The sequence below is a fragment of the Nonlabens xylanidelens genome, assembly GCF_002934445.1.
GTDB classification, from domain to species: domain Bacteria; phylum Bacteroidota; class Bacteroidia; order Flavobacteriales; family Flavobacteriaceae; genus Nonlabens; species Nonlabens xylanidelens.
Window position 1 is genome coordinate 133,517 of record NZ_PTJE01000007.1, and the last position, 19,084, is coordinate 152,600.

Here is a 19,084-nt window from a genome sequence, read left to right on the forward strand (position 1 = left end):
TTATAGGGTAGGACTTCTCTTTTTATCTTAGATAATTTACACTTTTATCGATGCTTTTTTTCTTCCAGTTTATTTAATTTTCATCATTCTAGTTTGTTTTAAATAAGTTGGTTCTACGGAATTCTTATTTAATTAGGAACATCTTTTTTTTTACATATGTATCGTGAGCCTTACTTGATGCTTTAGGTGCATCTGTATTTGTGGTGATTGTATTGAAGAATTTATTAAATTAATAATGATATTTAATAATTGTTTCATATTACAAAAGTTGCAATTAATGTAAATTGCATAAAACAATAAATTACATGCAAAGAGACCTTCAAAACCTGCGTAAATCATACGACAAAGATGCTTTGCTAGAGACTATACTGCCTGCTAGCCCTTATGAATTATTTGACTCTTGGTTTCAAGATGCAAAAGATAATATTCAAGTGGATGAAGCAAATGCAATGAGTCTTTGTACATTAGGTGTAGACGGCTTTCCTAAATCTCGTATTGTTCTGCTTAAAGAAATAGTCGATAAGAAGTTCCTTTTTTATTCTAACTATTCTTCAGAAAAAGGAATGGCAATGGATGCTTATAATAAAGTTAGTTTACATTTCTTCTGGCCTTCATTAGAAAGACAAATTGTAATAAAAGCAAAGGTTACAAAAGTTTCTAGAGAAAAATCGTTGTCTTATTTTAGATCTAGACCTAGAGGAAGCCAGATAGGAGCATGGGCAAGCAGTCAAAGTAATTCAATTTCATCTAGAGAAGAGTTAGAAAAACAATTATTGCATTTTGAACAAAAATTTGATGGAGTTGATGTTCCATTGCCAGATTTTTGGGGTGGCTATTCTTGTGACGCTTTAACTTTTGAGTTTTGGCAAGGAAGACCCAATAGACTTCATGACCGTATTTTATATGAAAAGTTAGAAGAGAAATGGTCGTTTAAAAGATTACAGCCTTAATGAAAAAACTAATTGTAATACGTCATGGCAAGTCCTCATGGGAGCTGCAAGTAAGAGATCACGATAGGGTACTCACTCAACGTGGTATAGAAGATGCACACCTTATAGGTAAAGCGTTGAAAACAGCTCAAATAAATCCAGATGTGGTCTGGACCAGCACAGCGGCTAGAGCTTTGCAAACGGCTACATTAGTTACTGAGTATATAGATTATCAATTAAGTACTCTTAAATTGAAACGAGATTTGTATACTTTTAATGCGCAAGAATTGTTAGAAGTAATATCCACTTGTGACGATAGTGTAGAGACTTTAGTTATATTTAGTCATAATAATGGAATAACTGATTTAGTAAATTTACTGGGTACTACTAGATTTGATAATGTTCCTACCGCTGGAGTAGTTGCTATAGATTTTGAGACTAATTCATGGAAATCTTTAGAAAAAGGAAGTACTAAGTTTCACATATTCCCGAAATTAATAAGATGAACCAATACTATAATAGAGAATTAAGCTGGCTGCGATTTAATGCTAGAGTTTTACAAGAGGCTAGTGATAAAAAAGTACCACTTATTGAACGTTTAAGGTTCTTAGGTATATTCTCAAATAATCTAGATGAATTCTTTAAGGTGCGTTATGCGACTATACAGCGCATTCAAAGAGCAGGTAAAAATGCTACAAAATCACTAGGTGGGATTACAGCTGAAGAGTTATTACAGAAGATTAACGAGATGGTTATTGTTGACCAGGCACGTAGTTTTAATGTCCTTGCAGAGCTTGAAGAAGAACTAAAACATGAGAGTATTATTATAGTGGATGAAACTGAGGTGCTTACCGAGCACGAGAGTTTTATTAGGAATTATTTTAATGATAAAATTAGTCCGGCTATAAGTACGATAATGATTAACGATCATGTAGATTTCCCTCATTTAAGAGATGGATTCGGATATCTCGCTGTGCGTATGGTTATGACAGATGAAAGTATAAGGTATGCCCTAATAGAAAAGCCTAAGTACCTAAATAGATTTGTCGTACTACCTCAAATAGAAGGTGATGATAAGCAATATATCATATTAATTGATGACTTGATAAGGCATCGTATGCATTACATCTTTAATATTTTTGATTATAAAGAGATAGAAGCTCATATGATTAAGGTAACACTAGATGCAGAGTTAGATATGGAGTTAGACCTTAAAAAGAGTCTATTAGAAAAAATACGTCGCAGTGTTCACGATCGTAAAGACGGTGATCCTGTGCGCTTTGTATATGATAGGAATATACATGAAGATACACTGACTCTTATCAAAGATAAATTACAAATTGATAATAATGATAGCATTATACCAGGCGGTCGTTATCACAATAGAAGAGATTATCTTAAATTTCCAAGTCTAGGAAGAACAGATTTACTCTATGAGAAATTGCCGGCATTGCCTATTAAAGATGTTAAGATTCGAGGTTCTTTATTAGAAAGAATTGCTCAAAAAGATATTCTTCAATATACGCCTTACCATACATTTTCAAATACAACTAAATTTTTAAGAGAAGCAGCGCTAGATCCTAAAGTGAGAACCATAAAGATAACGATCTATAGACTGGCTGAAGTTTCTCAAATTGCTGGTTCACTTATCAACGCTGTTAAAAACGGTAAAAAAGTAACCGTTTCTATTGAGCTACAAGCCAGGTTTGATGAGCAAGCAAATATTAATTATGCAGAGTTGATGCAGGAAGAAGGTGTGCGTATGATATTCGGTGTACCTGGTTTAAAAGTACACTGTAAAGCATGTTGTATAACGAGAGAAGAAGAAGGTAAAATTTCTAGATATGGATTCATTTCCACAGGTAATTTTAATGAATCTACAGCAGGAATTTATACCGATTACACTTTGTTTACTGCAAATCGTAAGATTTTAAAAGAAGTAGAACGTGTTTTTGATTTCTTTGAAGTTAATTATAAACAACATAGGTATAAACATCTACTAGTTTCTCCTAACTATCTTAGAAATGGAATTGAACGTTTAGTACGTCGTGAGATCGCTTTCGCGAAAGCGGGAAAAGCAGCAAAAATACGTGCCAAAGTAAATTCTTTCTCAGATTTAAAAATGATAGACTTGTTCTATGAAGCTTCTAATGCAGGAGTGAAAATAGAATTAATAATACGCGGTATATGTTGTTTAATTCCTGGTGTTAAAGGAATGAGCGAAAATATTAAAGTAATCAGTGTTGTGGATAGGTTCTTAGAACACCCACGTGTTTATAGATTTTATAATCAAGGCGAAAACGACCTATATATCTCTAGTGCAGATTTTATGGCGCGTAATTTAGATAGTAGGGTAGAGATAGCTTGCCCTATTTATGACGAAGATATCAAGAAGGAGATTATAGAAACCATGGATATATGCTGGAGTGATAATGTAAAAGCGAGAGAGATTTGTGCTGACCAGCTTAATAATTATGTCACTAACGACGATAAGCCTGTTCGATCACAATATGCAACATATCAATATTATAAAAATCAAATTACAGATTAATGGCGTTTGAAATTAAAAAATATGGAGCGATAGATATAGGTTCTAATGCAATAAGGTTATTAATAGCTACAGTAACTCTCTATAATGACGAGCCGCCTGTATTCAAGAAAACGAGTCTAGTTAGGGTACCTATAAGATTGGGACAAGATGTTTTTGTTAACGGAAAGATATCTCAAGAGAACATTGATAGAATGGTAGATTCTATGAAGTCATATCAATTATTAATGGGTGTCCACAAGGTAAAAACGTATAAAGCATATGCCACTAGTGCAATGAGGGAAGCGCTAAATGGTACAGATGTCGTTGCAAAAATTAAGGCAGAATCAGGTATCAATATAGAGATTATAGATGGCTCTCATGAGGCTGCAATTATAGCTATGACCGATTTACATGCTGTTATTGATCAAGAAAAGGTGTATTTATATGTAGATGTGGGTGGAGGTAGTACAGAATTTACTCTATTTGCCTATGGTAAAGAGATTGTTTCAAAATCTTTTAAAATAGGTACGGTCAGATTGATTAATGATATGGTAAGTAAATCTTTGTGGGACGAGGCAGAGGCCTGGATTAAAAAAATTACTAATGCATATGATCATATAGATCTTATAGGGTCTGGTGGGAACATAAATAATATATTTAAAAGTAGTGGTAAAAGAGTGGGCAAGCCTATTTCTTATTTTTATCTAGTAAATTATTATGAGCAATTGCAAAATTATAATTATGAAGAGCGCGTTTATCATCTTAATTTAAATCATGATAGAGCTGATGTAATAATACCTGCCTGTCGCATATATTTACGTGCTATGAAGTGGAGTAAGGCAAAAAATATTTATGTTCCTAAAATAGGATTAACAGATGGTATTATTAAATCGATTTTTAATGCAGATAAGCGATAATCTCAAACGTTTACATGTTTAATTTATTACTTTAGAATATAGTTAGATTAACTTTGACAATTAAATATTTAAAAATGAAAAAATTTTTACTATTAGTTAGCATTATTTTTTGTGGAGCTACGGCTACTGCTCAAAGATCTCAAGACGTTTTTTATGGATTTCGTTTAGGTGCAAATTATTCAACCCTTTCAGGAGGTAATGAAAAGTGGGATGATATAGATAGTAGAGTAGGGCTTCATGCAAGTTTTTTTGCACAAGTAGCTTTAAGTGATAGCTTTTCTTTACAACCAGAATTAGGTGTGTCTGCCTTGGGTGTAAATGAAAAAGAGTTAAGACTTGAAAATGGAGATAATGTACAGTTAAAAACAAACTGGTTACAAGTGTCGGTTCTAGCTAGATTAGACTTAGGACGTCGTTTATTCATTTTGTTAGGACCTCAAGCAGGTGTTAATGTAACAGAAAGAGATAATAACGATTATTATAACTATGACTTTGCTGCAGTAGGTGGTATAGGTTATAAGATGGATGAAAACTGGGCAGTAGATGTACGTTATGGTTATGGGCTTTCTAATATCTTTGATAGAGAATTTGCAGAATTAGAAGATGCAAACAACAGATGGTTTCAACTAGGGGTTTCTTATAAATTATAAGTTACACTTCTGTAGATATACTATATAAAAAAAAGCCTCTTAATTTTTAAGAGGCTTTTTTTTGTGCGTAAAATTTTAATTTTAAAAATCTAGGTCAAATGTTCTTCTCAATAGGTCTACTGCAGGGTTTTTCTCTACTAGTTTAGAAAATTTATCTTGGTCTGTATAAACGTATTTTTTAGTAACGCTTTTATCGACGGCTATTTTAAAATCTATAAGGTAATTATTGAGTTCTCGTTTTAAATATTCTAATATCTGACCTTGTGACTTTTCAAGATCTTCTTTCATAGATTGATTAGGGAATCTTAGTTTTATAGTAGTACCTTCTAAAACAGGTCTGTCAGCATTTATTATACTGGCTAGAATAAGCTGCCCTCTTTCTGTTAAATGCTCTACATATTTTATCCAGACATTGGTTAATTGTTCTTGAGTAAAATCTTCTTCTGGTAGTTTATCATGAACGACTTGCTTACCTTGAATACTTGCAATGTGAACCTTTTTAGCCTCTATTCCTTGTATGGATAGGCCGCTCACCTTTTTCTTGCTCTTGGCAAACAAAGCTTTTCTTGCTTCTTCTAGTGATCCAGACACTGCAGGTGATGGTGCGCTAGTAATAGTGGTGTTAGTTGATTTTTCTACAGGAGGTTCATTAACTACAGCAGTTTGCTGTGTTGTAGATTGGGTCTGTTTATAATTTCCTGAATTCTCAGTAGGTGGAGAATTAGGAGAGGTTACTTCTGGTGTATTGTGGCTCTCTTTGCTAGATACAGTTTTTGCTGTACTAGTCTGTTGAATTGCTGTATCATTAAAGTGTGTTGCAGGAATGATGTAGTTTACATCATTTTTTTTTTTGCTTCATCAGAGGTGATGGAGGCAAGCTGCATGAGAGTTAATTCAACTAAAAGGCGCTGGTTGCGACTGGCTCGATAATTAAAATCGGCCTGGTTTGCTATTTCTATTGCCTTCCTTAAAAAGTTAAGATCAACGTTTCTAGCTTGTTCTAAGTATTTATTTTTAGTTTGATCTCCTACTTCTAACAATTCGATAGTACGCTCATCTTTGCAGACCATTAAGTCTCTGAAATGTGAGGCAAGACCACTTACAAAATGCTGTCCATCAAAACCCTTAGTCATGATAACATCATAATCTACCAGTAATTGCGGGATGTTGTTTTCTAGTAATAAATCTGTGACTTTAAAGTAAGTCTCTCTATCGAGTACGTTTAGATTTTCAGTAACTGCCTTAACGGTAAGTTCTTTACCAGAAAAGCTAACTACGCGATCAAATATAGAAAGGGAATCTCTTAGCGCTCCATCTGCTTTTTGAGCTATAATTTGTAGCGCATCTTCTTCGGCAGTGATACCTTCTTTAATAGAAATACGCTTTAAATGTTCACGCATGGCGCTTACAGTAATGCGTTTAAAATCAAAAATTTGACATCTAGATAAAATCGTAGGTATGATCTTATGCTTCTCTGTAGTTGCTAGAATGAAGATAGCGTGTGCTGGCGGCTCTTCTAGTGTTTTAAGAAACGCATTAAAAGCTGCATTTGATAACATGTGTACCTCATCAATAATATAGATTTTGTACTTACCTACTTGTGGTGGTATACGTACTTGATCTACTATACTTCTTATCTGGTCTACACCATTGTTAGAGGCAGCATCCAGTTCAAATATGTTAAAGGCAAAATCTTCATCGGGATCATATTCTCCACTTTCATGGTTGATCTTTTTTGCTAGAATACGTGCGCAGGTAGTTTTTCCTACACCTCTAGGACCAGTAAATAACAATGCTTGTGCTAGGTGATTGCTTTTAATTGCATTCTCTAGTGTCTGTGTAATAGCGCCTTGACCTACGACATCTTCAAATGTCTCAGGGCGGTATTTTCTAGCTGATACTATAAATGGTTCCATAGGTCAAAGATACTTTGCTATGATCGTATAGCCTTACTTTCTAAGAGTATAATTTCTGTAAATTATCAACATTTATTAACTAGTTTTGCAGCATAGCAGGTCGCCTTATCGATCTTGTGTAAACAAGGTAGGAAAGTCCGGACACCGTAGGATAACATAGCGGCTAACGGCCGTCGTTTTGTTTTCACTTTTGTGTAAACGAGATAGGACAAGTGCAACAGAAAGTATGTACAGGTAATGCTGTAGTGAAACCAGGTAAACTCTATGTGGTGAAATGTCGCGTAAATCAGAGCTCGAGCGCTATCCGCGCGATTCTGAAGGGTAGGCAGTTTGAGATAATAAGTAATTGTTATTCTAGATAAATGATGAGGTATTCAAGCAATTGAAGAACAGAATCCGGCTTATAGACCTGCTATTTTTATATTTTAGAATTACGTTCTTTAATTCCAGCTATGATATCACTTACTTGATCCATAGTAAAATCACCACTTATTTGAAGTCGCCCTCCAGAAATAGGGCCACTATTTACCATCGGTGCGCTTACTACTTTACCGTTAACTATAACGAATAAAGGGCTTTTATTTTGAAATGCTTTTTTTGTAGCTTCATACCATTTATCGTGAGCACTTTCGTGTAACTCTACAGTAATTACAGGATCACCTATTGGACTTACTTCTCTTGATAGGTGTTTAAAGTCTCTTGCAACTATAACAGGTGTATAGTTTATAAAGTAAAAATTTTCAGGAGAATATTCTAAAGTATGCGATAAACTAGTCTCATTAACGCTTTCTGTATATATTCCATCTACAAATTTTCCTGTGGTTTTATTTATATTTTCAGCTTGTTCAACAGTATGCCCGTTAAGGTGCAGCTCTTTTTTGTTGAAAATACTGCAGCCGTTTAATGTTATAAATAGCAAAATTAAAAAAGTAGACTTTATCATATGAGGGTATTTAAAACTTTTACTGTATTATCTATCCCAACCATGTATTAGGTATTCTTTTTCAATGATTTTTACAGCTGGAAGTATTTCATTGTTAGATTGAAACCATAATTCAAATCTTGCAGGATAAAACTTATCAAATGTACCTTCGTGAATGGCTGTTTCTTCAGAACGCAATTGATATAAATTATTAGTTGCGTCTATAATTATAGAAGTTCGATCCTTAAGTAATTCAGGCATTAATTCTATGTTACGTTCTGTTTCATAGCCTTTTATAAATAGGGTTCCTTTAGAACTAGGTTGGTACCAACTATAAAACGTGTAGCCATTATAACCATCACCTATAACTAATAGGTCGTTACTTTCTTTATGAATATGGTGTAATGAATCTTTCTGTGCATAATTTAAATAGGGTATTGGTTTCTTTAAATACTCATATTTTTCAGGGATTTCATAAGTTCCAAATCGGTGGTCCTGATAAGTATAATAGAAAAATATGCCAATGAAAATCAAGAATATTATAATTATCAAGCCTACTAAAGAGCCTATTATAATTAAAAATACTTTCAATATTTCACTACTCTTCTTCCTCACTACTAGGTCCATTAAAGAAACTGAAAACGGTACCGCCATAACGGCGCTCGTTATCAAAATGCTCGCTACTAGATAGAGAGGTATGCTTAGAATGCTCAATAATTAGTATGCCATCTTCTGCGAGAAGTTCATTTTTAAATACATATTCTGGTAATTTAAGAAAGTCTTCTTCTTCTAGCGCATAAGGAGGATCGGCAAAGATGATGTCGTACTTTCCTTTATGTTTTTCTATAAACTTAAAAACATCTGCCTTGATAGTGTCTATCGGGAAATCTAGTTCTTCGGCAGTTTTTTTAATAAATGCAATACATGGATAGTGTTGATCTACTGCTAGAACGCTACCAGCGCCGCGACTACAAAATTCATAAGCCATATTACCACTACCAGCAAATAGCTCTAACATTTTTATATCATGAATATGAATCTTATGACGCAATATATTAAATAAAGCCTCCTTTGACATATCTGTAGTAGGTCTTACAGGTAAATTTTTAGGTGCCGATATACGACGTCCTTTATGTGTTCCAGATATTATACGCATATGATTTGTTCTAGGTAATTTGGGTAATTTTCTTCTTGAGTTACGTATCGCACATAGGTGTATAATAGCTCTAAGAGTGCCTCGTTTTTCTCTTCATTACATACCACCATTTTCATGGTCTCTGGATCGAGGTCATTGTGGTGTGTGGTAAACATAGTGTAGTATAAAATGTCTTCTATCGCATCATGAGGGAAAAGATTATGTGCGACTAGTTTTCCTTTGTTAAAAATAGAAAGGTAAAAATGACTGTCTTTTATATCTAGATAAACTTGTGGTTGTAATTCTATGGTAGATTTACTTCTTGCCTCTAGAATACGAGAACTGTAATGATAGTACTCATAACTTCCATAACGTTCAAAGAAGTAATTATTTATGTTAGAATAAGCTATGTAAACGGTATTTACACCTGTTTCACCCAGGTTTTCATCTACACTTAATACATCTGTCTCAAGAATTCTAGCATTGTATTTAAGATAATCTGCTGCATGGTCTTCATTGTATAAAAGTGCAGGGACGCTTGTAAAAATGTTGTGGTGGTAGAGTAGGGTAGCTTTCGCGAAAGCGGAATCCAAAAAAGACTCTTCTCTAAAACAAGTCTCAATAATTTGTAAAATCTCAATAGGATTTGCACTGTGCTTAAATTCTTTATGTAAAGAATCTATAATTCCTGTTGAGTTATAGGTATAAAAAGAAAGTCCATCCTGATGAATCAGGACGGACAGTTTCTTTATGGTGTCGTTAGGACTAGTTGTTGTTAGGTGCATACTGTCTCGGCCAGTTACCACTAGTAGTAATCTCATCTAGGCTACCTACAAAAATAGTAGGACCATCGATCGCTTCTACACTCTTAATCTCTAATTCGTCTTTTACTAGTCTTTCTGGTTGATCAAAAAGAATGTCTTTCTTATCTGCTACCGCACGGAAAACAGGAACTCTATTCTCTTTGTCTATTACTACATCAGTTTTAAGCTCTATAGAACCAGGTGTTCCAGCTACTTGATACTTTAATAATTGAGAAACATCTACATCTCTGAAAAGAGAATCTTTTACAGATGTAAATCCTAATGTGTCTGTTATTGTAATTTCTTTCTTATAACCATTAGGGTCATTTGCACGTAGTCTAAATTTAAGGTTACGCTCTTCATCAATTACAGTACTATCACGTTTTTGAGTAAGTGCAAATTTTGCGGTGTCTACAAAACGAGCTAGTTTGTTAATGTCATTTGAATACGTACCAGTAATTGATTTGTGAGCATTTTGTGCTTCACGTAATTTTACTAGTTGACTAACTATTTGCATGTAGCGTTCTTCTTTTGCTTCGGCAAATTTTACTGGCTCTTCGATAGATTTGTAAAGTTTGTACCCAAAGAATCCACTTACCGCTAATAAGGCGATGATAATGATAGGGTGAAACTTTTTAGGAATCTTGTTTATGAATACGGCTAGTAGGATTAGTACTATTAGACCTAAAACAACTGATATAATTAAATTGAACATACTATTAATGGTTTAATGCTATTTTTCAAAGCAAACAAATCTACAATTTTTTTTCACTCATCCTAGCTTGAGATATGAAATTTGAGTTAAGTTTATACTCAGTTTTCCACAATTTGCAATGACACCACAAGAATTTTACAAAGTATTACTATTAGATTTTCCGTTTAAACCTACAAATGAGCAAGATAGAGCGCTAGAGTATCTGGCCGATTTTATTTTAGATAAAAATAAAGATCGGTTATTTATGTTGCGTGGTTATGCCGGTACAGGTAAAACTACCTTAACAAGTACGATTGTTAAGAGTATTTGGAAGCTCAAAATGAATTGTGTTCTTCTAGCACCGACTGGTAGAGCTGCAAAAGTGATAAGTAATTATGCAAATAAACAAGCAGCAACCATTCACAGAGAAATTTACTATCCTAAGGGACAAGGAAGCGGTGGAGTACAGTTTACTTTAAAACAAAATAAGCATCGCAACGCATTATTTGTTGTTGATGAAGCATCGATGATTCCTGATGTTGCTGCAGAGAATAAAATGTTCGGTGGTAATGGTTCTTTATTAGACGACCTTATAGAATATGTATATAGTGGTGTGAACTGTAAATTAATGATTATAGGAGATACGGCTCAATTACCGCCTGTTAAACTAGATGTCTCTCCTGCGCTAGACAGCCAGCTTATAGAACAGCGTTATTTAAAAGAAGTCACAGAAATAGAATTAGACGAGGTAAAACGACAAAGTGAGAACTCTGGTATTTTACTCAATGCGACTACTATACGTAATCATATTCTAGAGGAGAACTTTGACTTTAAATTTGACGTAGAAAGATTTACAGACATTAACAGGCTTATAGATGGTCATGAAATTATGGATGCTATCAATAGTGCTTATGATTTTCATGGACATGAAGAGACGGCTATAATCGTACGTTCTAATAAAAGAGCAAATCTTTATAATGAACAAATAAGGTCTCGCATTCTATTTAATGAAAACGAGCTATCGCCTGGGGACTATTTAATGGTAGTAAAGAATAACTATCACTGGTTGCAACCATCTAGCGATGCCGGTTTTATTGCAAATGGTGATATTGTAGAGGTTTTAGAAATTTTTGCTTTTAAAAACATTTATGGCTTTCATTTTGCAGAGGTAAAGGTGAGAATGGTAGATTACCCTAATATGAAAGAATTTGAAACCGTACTTTTACTAGACACATTAACATCAGAAACTCCATCGCTTACTTATGAAGAGAGCAATAAACTCTATCAAGAAGTGCGTATGGATTATTTAAAGTTGCCTAAATATAAACAGTACAAAGAGATAAAAGAAAATCCTTTCTTTAATGCCTTACAGGTTAAATTTTCATATGCGATAACCTGTCATAAGTCGCAAGGTGGACAGTGGGAAAACGTGATTATAGAACAACCCTATTTACCAGACGGACCAGATAAAGGATATTTAAGATGGTTGTACACGGCAGTGACACGTGCCAAAACAAATTTGTATCTTATAGGTTTTAAAAACGATCATTTTATAGAGGATTAATATGTTTGAAATTATTTTTAGCATTTGTTTAGGTATAGGACTAGCCGCTAGTGCTGGTTTTAGAGTTTTTATACCATTACTATGTGCAAGTCTCGCAGCTTACTTTGACGTCATACCACTTAATGAGAGCTGGCAGTGGGCAGGTAGTCTTACCGCTGTGATCGTACTAGGAGTAGCCGCAATAGTGGAGATACTTGCATATTACATACCTTATATAGATAATTTGCTAGACACTATTTCTGTGCCGCTAGCCGCCATAGCAGGTACTGCGGTAATGGTAAGTGTCATGGGAGATATGAATCCAGTTTTTACATGGACTATGGCTATTATCGCAGGTGGTGGTACTGCAGCCGCTATTTCTACCACCACATCTGGAGCTAGAGCAATGAGTACTTCTACAACAGGAGGTTTTGCAAATCCCATAGTAAGCACTGCCGAGGCTGGTTTTAGTGGCATGCTATCCTTAGTCTCTATAATATTTGCACCACTAGCTGTCGTAATTGTGTTCTTCCTATTGATAGGTATTAGAAAGTTGTATAAGAGAATTTTTAATAAGAAAAAGCAAGAAGTCGTTATTAATAGATAGTGTTTTATGATAATTCCGCTTTCGCGAAAGCGAGTTAAAACTAACAAATAGATATGTTTAAATTCTTGAGACCTAAAAATGCTGTTTATCGATTTAGTGAAGATAAAAAAGCACTTTTAATAAATGATAATGTAAAAAATAGATTTTGGTTGAGCATTTGCTTAATGTTTTTCGGAAGTCTTAATCTATTACTGACAGTGAATAACTGGGGTATGTATTTTAAAATATTCAGTTATGCGTTATTGTTATTTTCAACCATAGTAATAGTGGTTATGTTTCAAACTCATACATTAAAGAATGAAATACAAAGGGTAGAGGTAGATTATCTTTTATTTAGAAATAATAAAAGAGTAAAACAAACTATGATTAGACTAAAAAACGGCAAGTATCGTAACGTCATTTTTAATCATGAAGCACATCGTTTAAATTTTGTGCAATTCATGGAAGAGAACGATTTTGAGGTCAAGAGAGTAGAAAGTATATTGCCACTAGTACCGCTCAATTATTAAAAGTGATAATAAAAAAAATGTTTAAAAGCGTCAAAAAACTATTTACAGATAAGAATTCTACAATAGCCTTTGATCTAGACAGGCAATGTTTTGAAATAGATGATCATGCAAAGGGGCAAGTCTGGATGTTGAGAATACTGTCTATAAGTATGCTGTTTTTCTCGCTTTTAGGATATTTTAAATCTGATAATCTCAATTTATTTTATTTAGTACTTGCTATATTTTTTACATCTATGTTGATTTTAGGTTTTGTAAATCATAACACGTCTGCAACCATACCTCTAGACCAGATTAAATCGGTAAGCTATCGCAAGTCTACAACCAGTGCTACAGGAAGTATCAGGTTAAATAATAAAAGGCGTAGAGTATTATATCACTATAATTTATCGCAATTTGATGAACAAGTAGAGCTTTTTAAAAGTCATGGTATAGAGATTAAAGAGAAATCATCTTGGTTTTAAAATGAAAAGAAATATTTATAAAATTCAATTGTCAAATGTTATCTAAACTTAAAGATTTATTCAGTTATCAAATTTCTCAAATCAATTATGATAAAGATTTACAGCTTTTTGAAATAGAAGATAATGTTAAGAAGCAACTAGTTATCTTTCAGGTAATTAATTTATTAATGATATTTTTAGCTGTTATAAATTATTTAAATTTTGATGAATTAAATTGGTTAACTGTTACTCCATTAATCATATTTCCTATTCTAGCTATTTTTAATTTTTTTCTTTTAACAGGAAAGTCTAAAATAGCTTTATCTGAAATTAAATACCTCATTTATAGTAAAGGCAATAATTCTATAGGACTAGCAATAAAATTAAAAAACAGAGCACGTAGGACTCTTTACGTTTTAGAGCGAGATAAGACAGAAGAAATAGTAACTTTGTTTCGTAATGAAGGAGTTCTTATTAAAAATAAGTAATTTCTATTGTTTTAAATTTTAAAATATCTTTTGAAAAAAATAGCCGTAATTCCAGCACGTTTTGAAGCCAGTAGATTTCCTGGTAAATTAATGAAAGACCTTTGTGGTAAAACAGTTATCATGCGCACGTATGAGGCTGCATTGCATACTGGATTATTTGATCAGGTTCTTGTTGCGACAGATAGTGATGTGATTTATAACGAGATTATTAGTAACGGTGGAGAAGCAGTAATGTCTCAAAAAAACCATGAAACTGGTAGTGACCGCATTGCAGAGGCTGTAGAGAGCTATGAGGCAGATATAGTGATTAACGTACAAGGCGATGAGCCGTTTACAAATCAAACAGATCTTAAAAAACTGATTGCGGTTTTTGAAAACGATAAGGATCAGGAGATCTCACTAGCATCATTAATGCATGAAATTACTGAAATAGAGGATATTGAAAACCCTAATAATGTAAAGGTAATAACAGATTTGAATAGTAATGCTCTTTATTTTTCACGTTCTGTGATTCCTTTTCCTAGAGACAAAGCTGTTAAAGAGCCTGTTTATAAACACATAGGTATTTATGCTTTTAGAAAAAGTGCTTTATTAGATTTTTATAATCAGTCGCCTACACCGCTAGAATTATCTGAAAAGATAGAATGTATAAGATATCTAGAACACGGTAAAAAAATTAAGATGATTCCTACTAGTCACTTGAGTATAGGCATCGATGTGCCAGAAGATCTAGAAAAAGCTAGATTAGAATGGCAACGTCTTCATTAGAATAAGAATGTACTAATAAAGGCTCTTACCTAAGTAAAAGCCTTTAAATTCTAAATAATTATTGGGGTAAAATCTTTAGATAGCTATTCCTACCGGTAGCATATCTTTATATTTGTTTCTAAATTTACGAACAAAACCTGCAATTTTAGGATGTGTAGGAACAACTTTTAGTTCTTTTTCATCTCTTATGTTATCAAAAACGCCGGTTAAGAATTCGTTTCTAAAATCTAAATCATCCTCCAGATCTTCTGGTACAATGTATTTAGTTAAGAATATTTTTCTCTCTTGTTGAGAATATTCAATTTTTGCAAAAATATCGCCTTTGCGACATTCATACTGACGCAAAAAAGCATTGTCAGTAATTTCTAGAGTAGTAGAAGGTTCCATATTCTTTTTTTTAACTCATTTAATATCTAAAAAATAGATAAGCACTAATATTTTAAAGTTAACTTTATGGCTGATTAGTGTCGTGAGTAAAAATTTTTACTTAATATCTTGTAAAGATACCTTAAAATTTGTGTCATAAAACCATTAAAAATGTTAAAGCGCTGAAATGATAGCGTTTCCTTAAATTATGAAGCATGTTTATTTAATGCCAGGTATGGCAGCTTCTCCATTAATTTTTGAAAATTTAAAATTACCAGAGAAAGATTTTACCGTCCATAAACTAGAATGGATTATCCCTAAAGTGAAAGAACCTCTGAGGGATTATGTTACGAGGTTGTTAACGCATGTTAAGCATGAAAGTCCAGTGTTGATAGGGGTTTCCTTTGGTGGTGTTATAGTTCAAGAAATGGCCAAACAGATAGATGTAGAAAAAGTTATTTTAATATCTACTGTTAAATCAAAGAAAGAATTTCCAAGAAGAATGCGTTTTTCTAAAGCGACTGGACTTCATAAAATATTACCTACTAGACTAGTAGAAAATTTTGATTTACTCGTTAAATATAATCCTGGTTTTGCACCTAAAAAGATAGAACTTTATAAAAAATACCTGTCAGTTAATAATAGAATATACCTTAATTGGGCCCTAGATACTATCTTAAATTGGGAACAAGAAGAGCCACTTTTAAATTCCATACACATTCATGGTGATGAAGATCCCATTTTTCCTATTAAATATATAAAGGACTGTATTATCGTGCCCGGTGGTACACACATTATGATTATTAATAGATTTAGGTGGTTCAATGAACATTTACCAGATATCATACTTTCTTAAAATATTATAAAGCTTAACTGTTTGTAATGCTTTAATACTCGCATGTTTTATATCTTTAACCCATAATTATAGTTAGATATGAAAAAGATATTTTTAGGAGCAGGAATCGCAGTTGTTTTTTTATTCACCATAGGTGCCATACAACAGGATGGTGATTCTAGCAGTGCATCTAGCACCACAAATTCACAAAGTACAACAACAGCTGCCACCAGTTATAAAAGTAATGATAACGATAAAAGAGTAGAAGATTATAACGTGTACAGTGTACAATTGCCTAAGAGTCTAGACTTTGCAGGAGAGGCTGTGCCATTGCACCAGCCAGATATAAGAGAACGAGTAGATAGAGAGTTTTTAGTAAATACTTACTGGCAATCTAACGGTATTTTACTTATAAAAAGAGCTCAAAAATACTTTCCTATTATAGAACCTATTCTAGCAGAAAATGGTGTGCCAGATGATTTTAAATATCTAGCAGTTATAGAAAGTGGATTACAAAACGTTACATCTCCAGCAGGAGCAAAAGGTTTCTGGCAAATCATGAGAGGTACAGGAAAAGAACTAGGTCTAGAGGTTAATGATAACGTGGATGAGCGTTACCACCTAGAAATGGCTACTAAGGCGGCTTGTGATTATCTTAAACAAAGCAAAGAAAAATTTGGCAGTTGGACACTTGCAGGTGCCGCTTATAACGCAGGTAATGGAGGTATTAATAAACAATTAAATGCCCAAGATGTTTCTAGTTACTATGACCTACTTTTAGGTCAAGAAACAGGTAGATATGTTTTCAGAATATTAGCTATTAAAGAGATCTTGAAAAATCCTAAAATCTTTGGTTTTAATGTAGATCCTAGTCATGGTTATGACACCATACCTACTAAGAATGTTTTAGTAGATTATCAGGTAGATGACCTTTCCGCTTTCGCGAAAGCTAACAACATCAACTATAAAATTCTTAAAATTCACAATCCGTGGTTAAGAGAGCCTAAACTGAATAACAAATCAGGTAAAGAATACTTAATCCAAATTCCTGAAGAGGGATATTATAACTAAATTATGTTAGACTGGTTTCTCTCTAACTGGTTCATGGAGCTACTAATTATAAATTATGTGGTTGCATTAGGTGCAGCTTTTTTTCTAATACGTAGCAATCAAAACCCTAGAAAGACGCTATCTTCTTTACTATTCCTTATCACATTTCCATTTGTAGGTCTTGCGATCTATTACTTTTTTGGAATGGAATATAGAAAGTCTAAAATTTTTAAGCGCAAAGATCTAGCAGGACATCACCTAATTAAATCATGGGAGAAACGTTTACATCTATCAGATCAAAAATTATCAGAGTACGAAGATGATTTTTTAGATAATCGTGTAAAGCTAGTCAGGTTATTAAATCAAAATCAATCGTCTTCATTAACTCTTAAAAATGACCTTAAAGTTCTTATTAACGGAGAGAACACCTTTAAATACATTTTTGAAGACTTAGATAAGGCTACAAATCATATACACCTCGAGTACTTTATTATTAAAGACGACCTTATAGGTAATGCATTTATAAATAAATTGATAGATGCTAGAAAAAGAGGCGTAGAAGTAAAGCTTATCTACGACTCGGTAGGTAGCGATTTATCCCGTAAGGCAAAAGCTGAAATGCGAGCAGCCGGAATTGATTTTCATGCATTTATGCCTGTTATATTTTCTAACTTTACTCGTAAGGCTAACTATCGAGACCATCGCAAAATATGTATCGTAGATGGACACATAGGCTATTTAGGTGGTGTAAATGTAAGTGATGATTATGTAAATACAGTAGATGACTCTAGTGAGGATTACTGGAGAGATACTCATTTAAGAATAGAAGGACACGCTGTAAAAACCATGCAAGCGCAGTGGTTGCTTAACTGGTATTTTGTTAGCGATCATATAAATGAAAAAACCATCATTGAGTTGCCAGACAGCTATTTTCCAGAGATAGATGAAAAAGTAAATAAAGCAGTTCAAATAGCGGCTAGCGGTCCAGATACCGATTGGGCTAATATTATGGAAGCTATTTTTATAGCCATTACTACGGCTAGTCATAATATTAAAATTACCACACCTTACTTTATTCCTAATGAGGCTATTTTAACAGCATTAAAAAGTGCTGCGAGAGCAGGAATAGAAGTAGAGATTATGGTGCCTAAAAAAGGAGATAGTTGGGCAGCAAGATTTGCCAGTCGTTCTTATTTTAGAGAAATATTAGAAAGTGGTGCAAAAATTTACTGGTACCATAAAGGTATGTTGCACGCAAAAACCATGGTGGTAGATGAGGAATTCTCAACAATAGGGACTTCAAATATGGATTATCGCAGTTTTGACATCAATTTTGAGATTAATGCACTTATTTTTGACAAAGAAATATCTCATGAATTGAACAATCAGTTTAAGTTAGATCTAGAACACTGTGAAGAAGTGGTCATAGATAAATGGCTTAAAAGAAATAAATGGAATAAAATCAAAGAGTCTTTTTGTCGATTGTGGGCTCCTTTATTATAAATATGAAAAGAAAAAAAATGACGTTAGAAATTATATTGCTCTTATTGTTATTAGGTTTACTAGCAGGATTTTTAAGTGGAAGTGTAGGAGTAGGTGGTGGTGTTATTATGGTACCACTCGCTATTTGGTTTTTAGGATATAGCCAGCACCAGGCGCAGGGAATGAGTCTAGCAGTTCTAGCAGTCCCAGTTACATTACTTGCTGCTTATACATACCATAAAAATGGATTACAAGTTAATGAAGGTCTAGACTGGCGTTATGTCCCTTTTATCGCAGTTACCTTTGTAATAGGTGGTTACTTTGGGTCTAAGTTAGCTCTTAACATTGATCAACAATTATTGAAAAAGATATTTGGAGTTATACTAATTATAGTGGCTATAAAAATGATCTTTTTCTCTAGTGCAAAAGGTGTTAGTTAAGAAAACTCTAACATTTCTAAAAGACTAAATCATCGAAATTTACAGACTTAAATATTAAAA

General features: G+C 33.4%; 21 protein-coding genes, 1 other RNA gene and 1 pseudogene. 16 read left to right on the top strand and 7 right to left on the bottom strand.

The window, feature by feature from the left end:
• The first annotated feature begins 305 nt into the window (after positions 1–305).
• The 5 genes from pdxH to LY01_RS12990 all read left to right on the top strand — a co-directional run bounded on the left by pdxH (position 306) and on the right by LY01_RS12990 (position 5,026).
• The gene (gene pdxH / locus LY01_RS12970) at positions 306–950 is read left to right on the top strand and encodes a pyridoxamine 5'-phosphate oxidase (RefSeq protein WP_104516301.1); all 645 of its coding nucleotides are present in this window, start codon (positions 306–308) and stop codon (positions 948–950) included.
• Positions 950–1,435: a SixA phosphatase family protein gene (locus LY01_RS12975; protein ID WP_104516303.1), complete on the top strand. Its 486-nt coding sequence runs from the start codon at positions 950–952 to the stop codon at positions 1,433–1,435. The genes pdxH and LY01_RS12975 overlap by 1 nt, the downstream gene beginning before the upstream one ends.
• The gene (ppk1, locus tag LY01_RS12980) at positions 1,432–3,480 is read left to right on the top strand and encodes a polyphosphate kinase 1 (RefSeq protein WP_104516305.1); all 2,049 of its coding nucleotides are present in this window, start codon (positions 1,432–1,434) and stop codon (positions 3,478–3,480) included. Before LY01_RS12975 ends, ppk1 begins: the two co-directional genes overlap by 4 nt.
• Positions 3,480–4,376, top strand: coding sequence for a Ppx/GppA phosphatase family protein (locus tag LY01_RS12985; protein ID WP_104516306.1), 897 nt, complete (start codon positions 3,480–3,482; stop codon positions 4,374–4,376). The genes ppk1 and LY01_RS12985 overlap by 1 nt, the downstream gene beginning before the upstream one ends.
• A 74-nt stretch (positions 4,377–4,450) precedes the next feature.
• Entirely contained in the window at positions 4,451–5,026 is a 576-nt protein-coding gene (locus LY01_RS12990; protein ID WP_104516308.1) for a porin family protein, read from the top strand.
• Between the two features lie 81 nt (positions 5,027–5,107).
• Here LY01_RS12990 and LY01_RS15400 read toward each other — a convergent pair.
• A pseudogene (locus LY01_RS15400) lies at positions 5,108–6,942 on the bottom strand (DNA polymerase III subunit gamma/tau).
• A 92-nt stretch (positions 6,943–7,034) separates the two neighbouring features.
• Here LY01_RS15400 and rnpB point away from each other — a divergent pair.
• An RNA gene (gene rnpB, locus LY01_RS13000) (RNase P RNA component class A) lies at positions 7,035–7,362 on the top strand.
• Here rnpB and LY01_RS13005 read toward each other — a convergent pair.
• The 5 genes from LY01_RS13005 to LY01_RS13025 form a co-directional block, all read right to left on the bottom strand.
• The gene (locus tag LY01_RS13005; RefSeq protein WP_104516310.1) at positions 7,361–7,885 is read right to left on the bottom strand and encodes a SecDF P1 head subdomain-containing protein; all 525 of its coding nucleotides are present in this window, start codon (positions 7,883–7,885) and stop codon (positions 7,361–7,363) included. The genes rnpB and LY01_RS13005 overlap by 2 nt on opposite strands.
• Before the next feature lie 27 nt (positions 7,886–7,912).
• Positions 7,913–8,398: a hypothetical protein gene (locus tag LY01_RS13010; RefSeq protein WP_104516311.1), complete on the bottom strand. Its 486-nt coding sequence runs from the start codon at positions 8,396–8,398 to the stop codon at positions 7,913–7,915.
• Positions 8,399–8,462: 64 nt separating this feature from the next.
• A complete protein-coding gene (gene rsmD, locus LY01_RS13015; protein ID WP_104516313.1) occupies positions 8,463–9,020 on the bottom strand; it encodes a 16S rRNA (guanine(966)-N(2))-methyltransferase RsmD in 558 nt (185 codons plus the stop codon).
• Complete coding sequence (locus LY01_RS13020) at positions 9,011–9,820, bottom strand: DUF3822 family protein (RefSeq protein ID WP_245890734.1); 810 nt, start codon at positions 9,818–9,820, stop codon at positions 9,011–9,013. Before LY01_RS13020 ends, rsmD begins: the two co-directional genes overlap by 10 nt.
• Positions 9,765–10,517 carry a hypothetical protein gene (locus tag LY01_RS13025; protein WP_245890735.1) on the bottom strand — a complete coding sequence of 251 codons (753 nt, stop codon included), beginning with the start codon at positions 10,515–10,517 and terminating at the stop codon, positions 9,765–9,767. Before LY01_RS13025 ends, LY01_RS13020 begins: the two co-directional genes overlap by 56 nt.
• A gap of 118 nt (positions 10,518–10,635) precedes the next feature.
• Between LY01_RS13025 and LY01_RS13030 the strand changes: the two genes are divergently transcribed.
• From LY01_RS13030 to kdsB, 6 genes are read left to right on the top strand one after another with little or no spacing between them, the layout of a single operon-like run.
• Positions 10,636–12,060, top strand: a complete 1,425-nt coding sequence (locus LY01_RS13030) for an ATP-dependent DNA helicase (RefSeq protein WP_104516316.1) — start codon at positions 10,636–10,638, stop codon at positions 12,058–12,060.
• A gap of 1 nt (position 12,061) precedes the next feature.
• Positions 12,062–12,646: a DUF4126 domain-containing protein gene (locus tag LY01_RS13035; RefSeq protein WP_104516318.1), complete on the top strand. Its 585-nt coding sequence runs from the start codon at positions 12,062–12,064 to the stop codon at positions 12,644–12,646.
• Positions 12,647–12,699: 53 nt separating this feature from the next.
• Positions 12,700–13,155 carry a hypothetical protein gene (locus LY01_RS13040; RefSeq protein ID WP_104516320.1) on the top strand — a complete coding sequence of 152 codons (456 nt, stop codon included), beginning with the start codon at positions 12,700–12,702 and terminating at the stop codon, positions 13,153–13,155.
• A gap of 17 nt (positions 13,156–13,172) precedes the next feature.
• A complete protein-coding gene (locus LY01_RS13045) occupies positions 13,173–13,616 on the top strand; it encodes a hypothetical protein (protein WP_146080434.1) in 444 nt (147 codons plus the stop codon).
• A 35-nt stretch (positions 13,617–13,651) separates the two neighbouring features.
• On the top strand, positions 13,652–14,083 hold the full coding sequence (locus tag LY01_RS13050) for a hypothetical protein (RefSeq protein WP_104516324.1): 432 nt from the start codon (positions 13,652–13,654) through the stop codon (positions 14,081–14,083).
• A gap of 30 nt (positions 14,084–14,113) precedes the next feature.
• On the top strand, positions 14,114–14,851 hold the full coding sequence (kdsB, locus tag LY01_RS13055; RefSeq protein WP_104516326.1) for a 3-deoxy-manno-octulosonate cytidylyltransferase: 738 nt from the start codon (positions 14,114–14,116) through the stop codon (positions 14,849–14,851).
• Positions 14,852–14,926: 75 nt separating this feature from the next.
• On the opposite strand, the gene LY01_RS13060 is transcribed toward kdsB, so the two are convergent.
• Positions 14,927–15,238, bottom strand: a complete 312-nt coding sequence (locus LY01_RS13060) for a GNAT family protein (protein ID WP_104516328.1) — start codon at positions 15,236–15,238, stop codon at positions 14,927–14,929.
• A 187-nt stretch (positions 15,239–15,425) separates the two neighbouring features.
• On the opposite strand from LY01_RS13060, the gene LY01_RS13065 reads away from it, so the two are divergent.
• The 4 genes from LY01_RS13065 to LY01_RS13080 all read left to right on the top strand — a co-directional run bounded on the left by LY01_RS13065 (position 15,426) and on the right by LY01_RS13080 (position 19,024).
• A complete protein-coding gene (locus tag LY01_RS13065) occupies positions 15,426–16,073 on the top strand; it encodes an alpha/beta hydrolase (RefSeq protein ID WP_170034646.1) in 648 nt (215 codons plus the stop codon).
• Between the two features lie 78 nt (positions 16,074–16,151).
• Positions 16,152–17,123 (top strand): lytic transglycosylase domain-containing protein, encoded by a 972-nt coding sequence (locus LY01_RS13070; protein WP_104516330.1) that lies wholly within the window; start codon positions 16,152–16,154, stop codon positions 17,121–17,123.
• A gap of 3 nt (positions 17,124–17,126) precedes the next feature.
• The gene (gene cls, locus LY01_RS13075; protein WP_104516332.1) at positions 17,127–18,605 is read left to right on the top strand and encodes a cardiolipin synthase; all 1,479 of its coding nucleotides are present in this window, start codon (positions 17,127–17,129) and stop codon (positions 18,603–18,605) included.
• Positions 18,606–18,622: 17 nt separating this feature from the next.
• Positions 18,623–19,024, top strand: coding sequence for a sulfite exporter TauE/SafE family protein (locus LY01_RS13080; RefSeq protein ID WP_245890736.1), 402 nt, complete (start codon positions 18,623–18,625; stop codon positions 19,022–19,024).
• Positions 19,025–19,084 lie beyond the last annotated feature (60 nt).

What these genes read in the sequence shown, in the direction of transcription:
- pdxH (WP_104516301.1), top strand. Translation starts at nt 306, where the DNA reads ATGCAAAGAGACCTTCAAAACCTGCGTAAATCATACGACAAAGATGCT.
- LY01_RS12975 (WP_104516303.1), top strand. Translation starts at nt 950, where the DNA reads ATGAAAAAACTAATTGTAATACGTCATGGCAAGTCCTCATGGGAGCTG.
- ppk1 (WP_104516305.1), top strand. Translation starts at nt 1,432, where the DNA reads ATGAACCAATACTATAATAGAGAATTAAGCTGGCTGCGATTTAATGCT.
- LY01_RS12985 (WP_104516306.1), top strand. Translation starts at nt 3,480, where the DNA reads ATGGCGTTTGAAATTAAAAAATATGGAGCGATAGATATAGGTTCTAAT.
- LY01_RS12990 (WP_104516308.1), top strand. Translation starts at nt 4,451, where the DNA reads ATGAAAAAATTTTTACTATTAGTTAGCATTATTTTTTGTGGAGCTACG.
- LY01_RS13005 (WP_104516310.1), bottom strand. Translation starts at nt 7,885, where the DNA reads ATGATAAAGTCTACTTTTTTAATTTTGCTATTTATAACATTAAACGGC.
- rsmD (WP_104516313.1), bottom strand. Translation starts at nt 9,020, where the DNA reads ATGCGTATAATATCTGGAACACATAAAGGACGTCGTATATCGGCACCT.
- LY01_RS13020 (WP_245890734.1), bottom strand. Translation starts at nt 9,820, where the DNA reads ATGAGATTACTACTAGTGGTAACTGGCCGAGACAGTATGCACCTAACA.
- LY01_RS13025 (WP_245890735.1), bottom strand. Translation starts at nt 10,517, where the DNA reads ATGTTCAATTTAATTATATCAGTTGTTTTAGGTCTAATAGTACTAATC.
- LY01_RS13030 (WP_104516316.1), top strand. Translation starts at nt 10,636, where the DNA reads ATGACACCACAAGAATTTTACAAAGTATTACTATTAGATTTTCCGTTT.
- LY01_RS13035 (WP_104516318.1), top strand. Translation starts at nt 12,062, where the DNA reads ATGTTTGAAATTATTTTTAGCATTTGTTTAGGTATAGGACTAGCCGCT.
- LY01_RS13040 (WP_104516320.1), top strand. Translation starts at nt 12,700, where the DNA reads ATGTTTAAATTCTTGAGACCTAAAAATGCTGTTTATCGATTTAGTGAA.
- LY01_RS13045 (WP_146080434.1), top strand. Translation starts at nt 13,173, where the DNA reads ATGTTTAAAAGCGTCAAAAAACTATTTACAGATAAGAATTCTACAATA.
- LY01_RS13050 (WP_104516324.1), top strand. Translation starts at nt 13,652, where the DNA reads ATGTTATCTAAACTTAAAGATTTATTCAGTTATCAAATTTCTCAAATC.
- LY01_RS13060 (WP_104516328.1), bottom strand. Translation starts at nt 15,238, where the DNA reads ATGGAACCTTCTACTACTCTAGAAATTACTGACAATGCTTTTTTGCGT.
- LY01_RS13065 (WP_170034646.1), top strand. Translation starts at nt 15,426, where the DNA reads ATGAAGCATGTTTATTTAATGCCAGGTATGGCAGCTTCTCCATTAATT.
- LY01_RS13070 (WP_104516330.1), top strand. Translation starts at nt 16,152, where the DNA reads ATGAAAAAGATATTTTTAGGAGCAGGAATCGCAGTTGTTTTTTTATTC.
- cls (WP_104516332.1), top strand. Translation starts at nt 17,127, where the DNA reads ATGTTAGACTGGTTTCTCTCTAACTGGTTCATGGAGCTACTAATTATA.
- LY01_RS13080 (WP_245890736.1), top strand. Translation starts at nt 18,623, where the DNA reads ATGACGTTAGAAATTATATTGCTCTTATTGTTATTAGGTTTACTAGCA.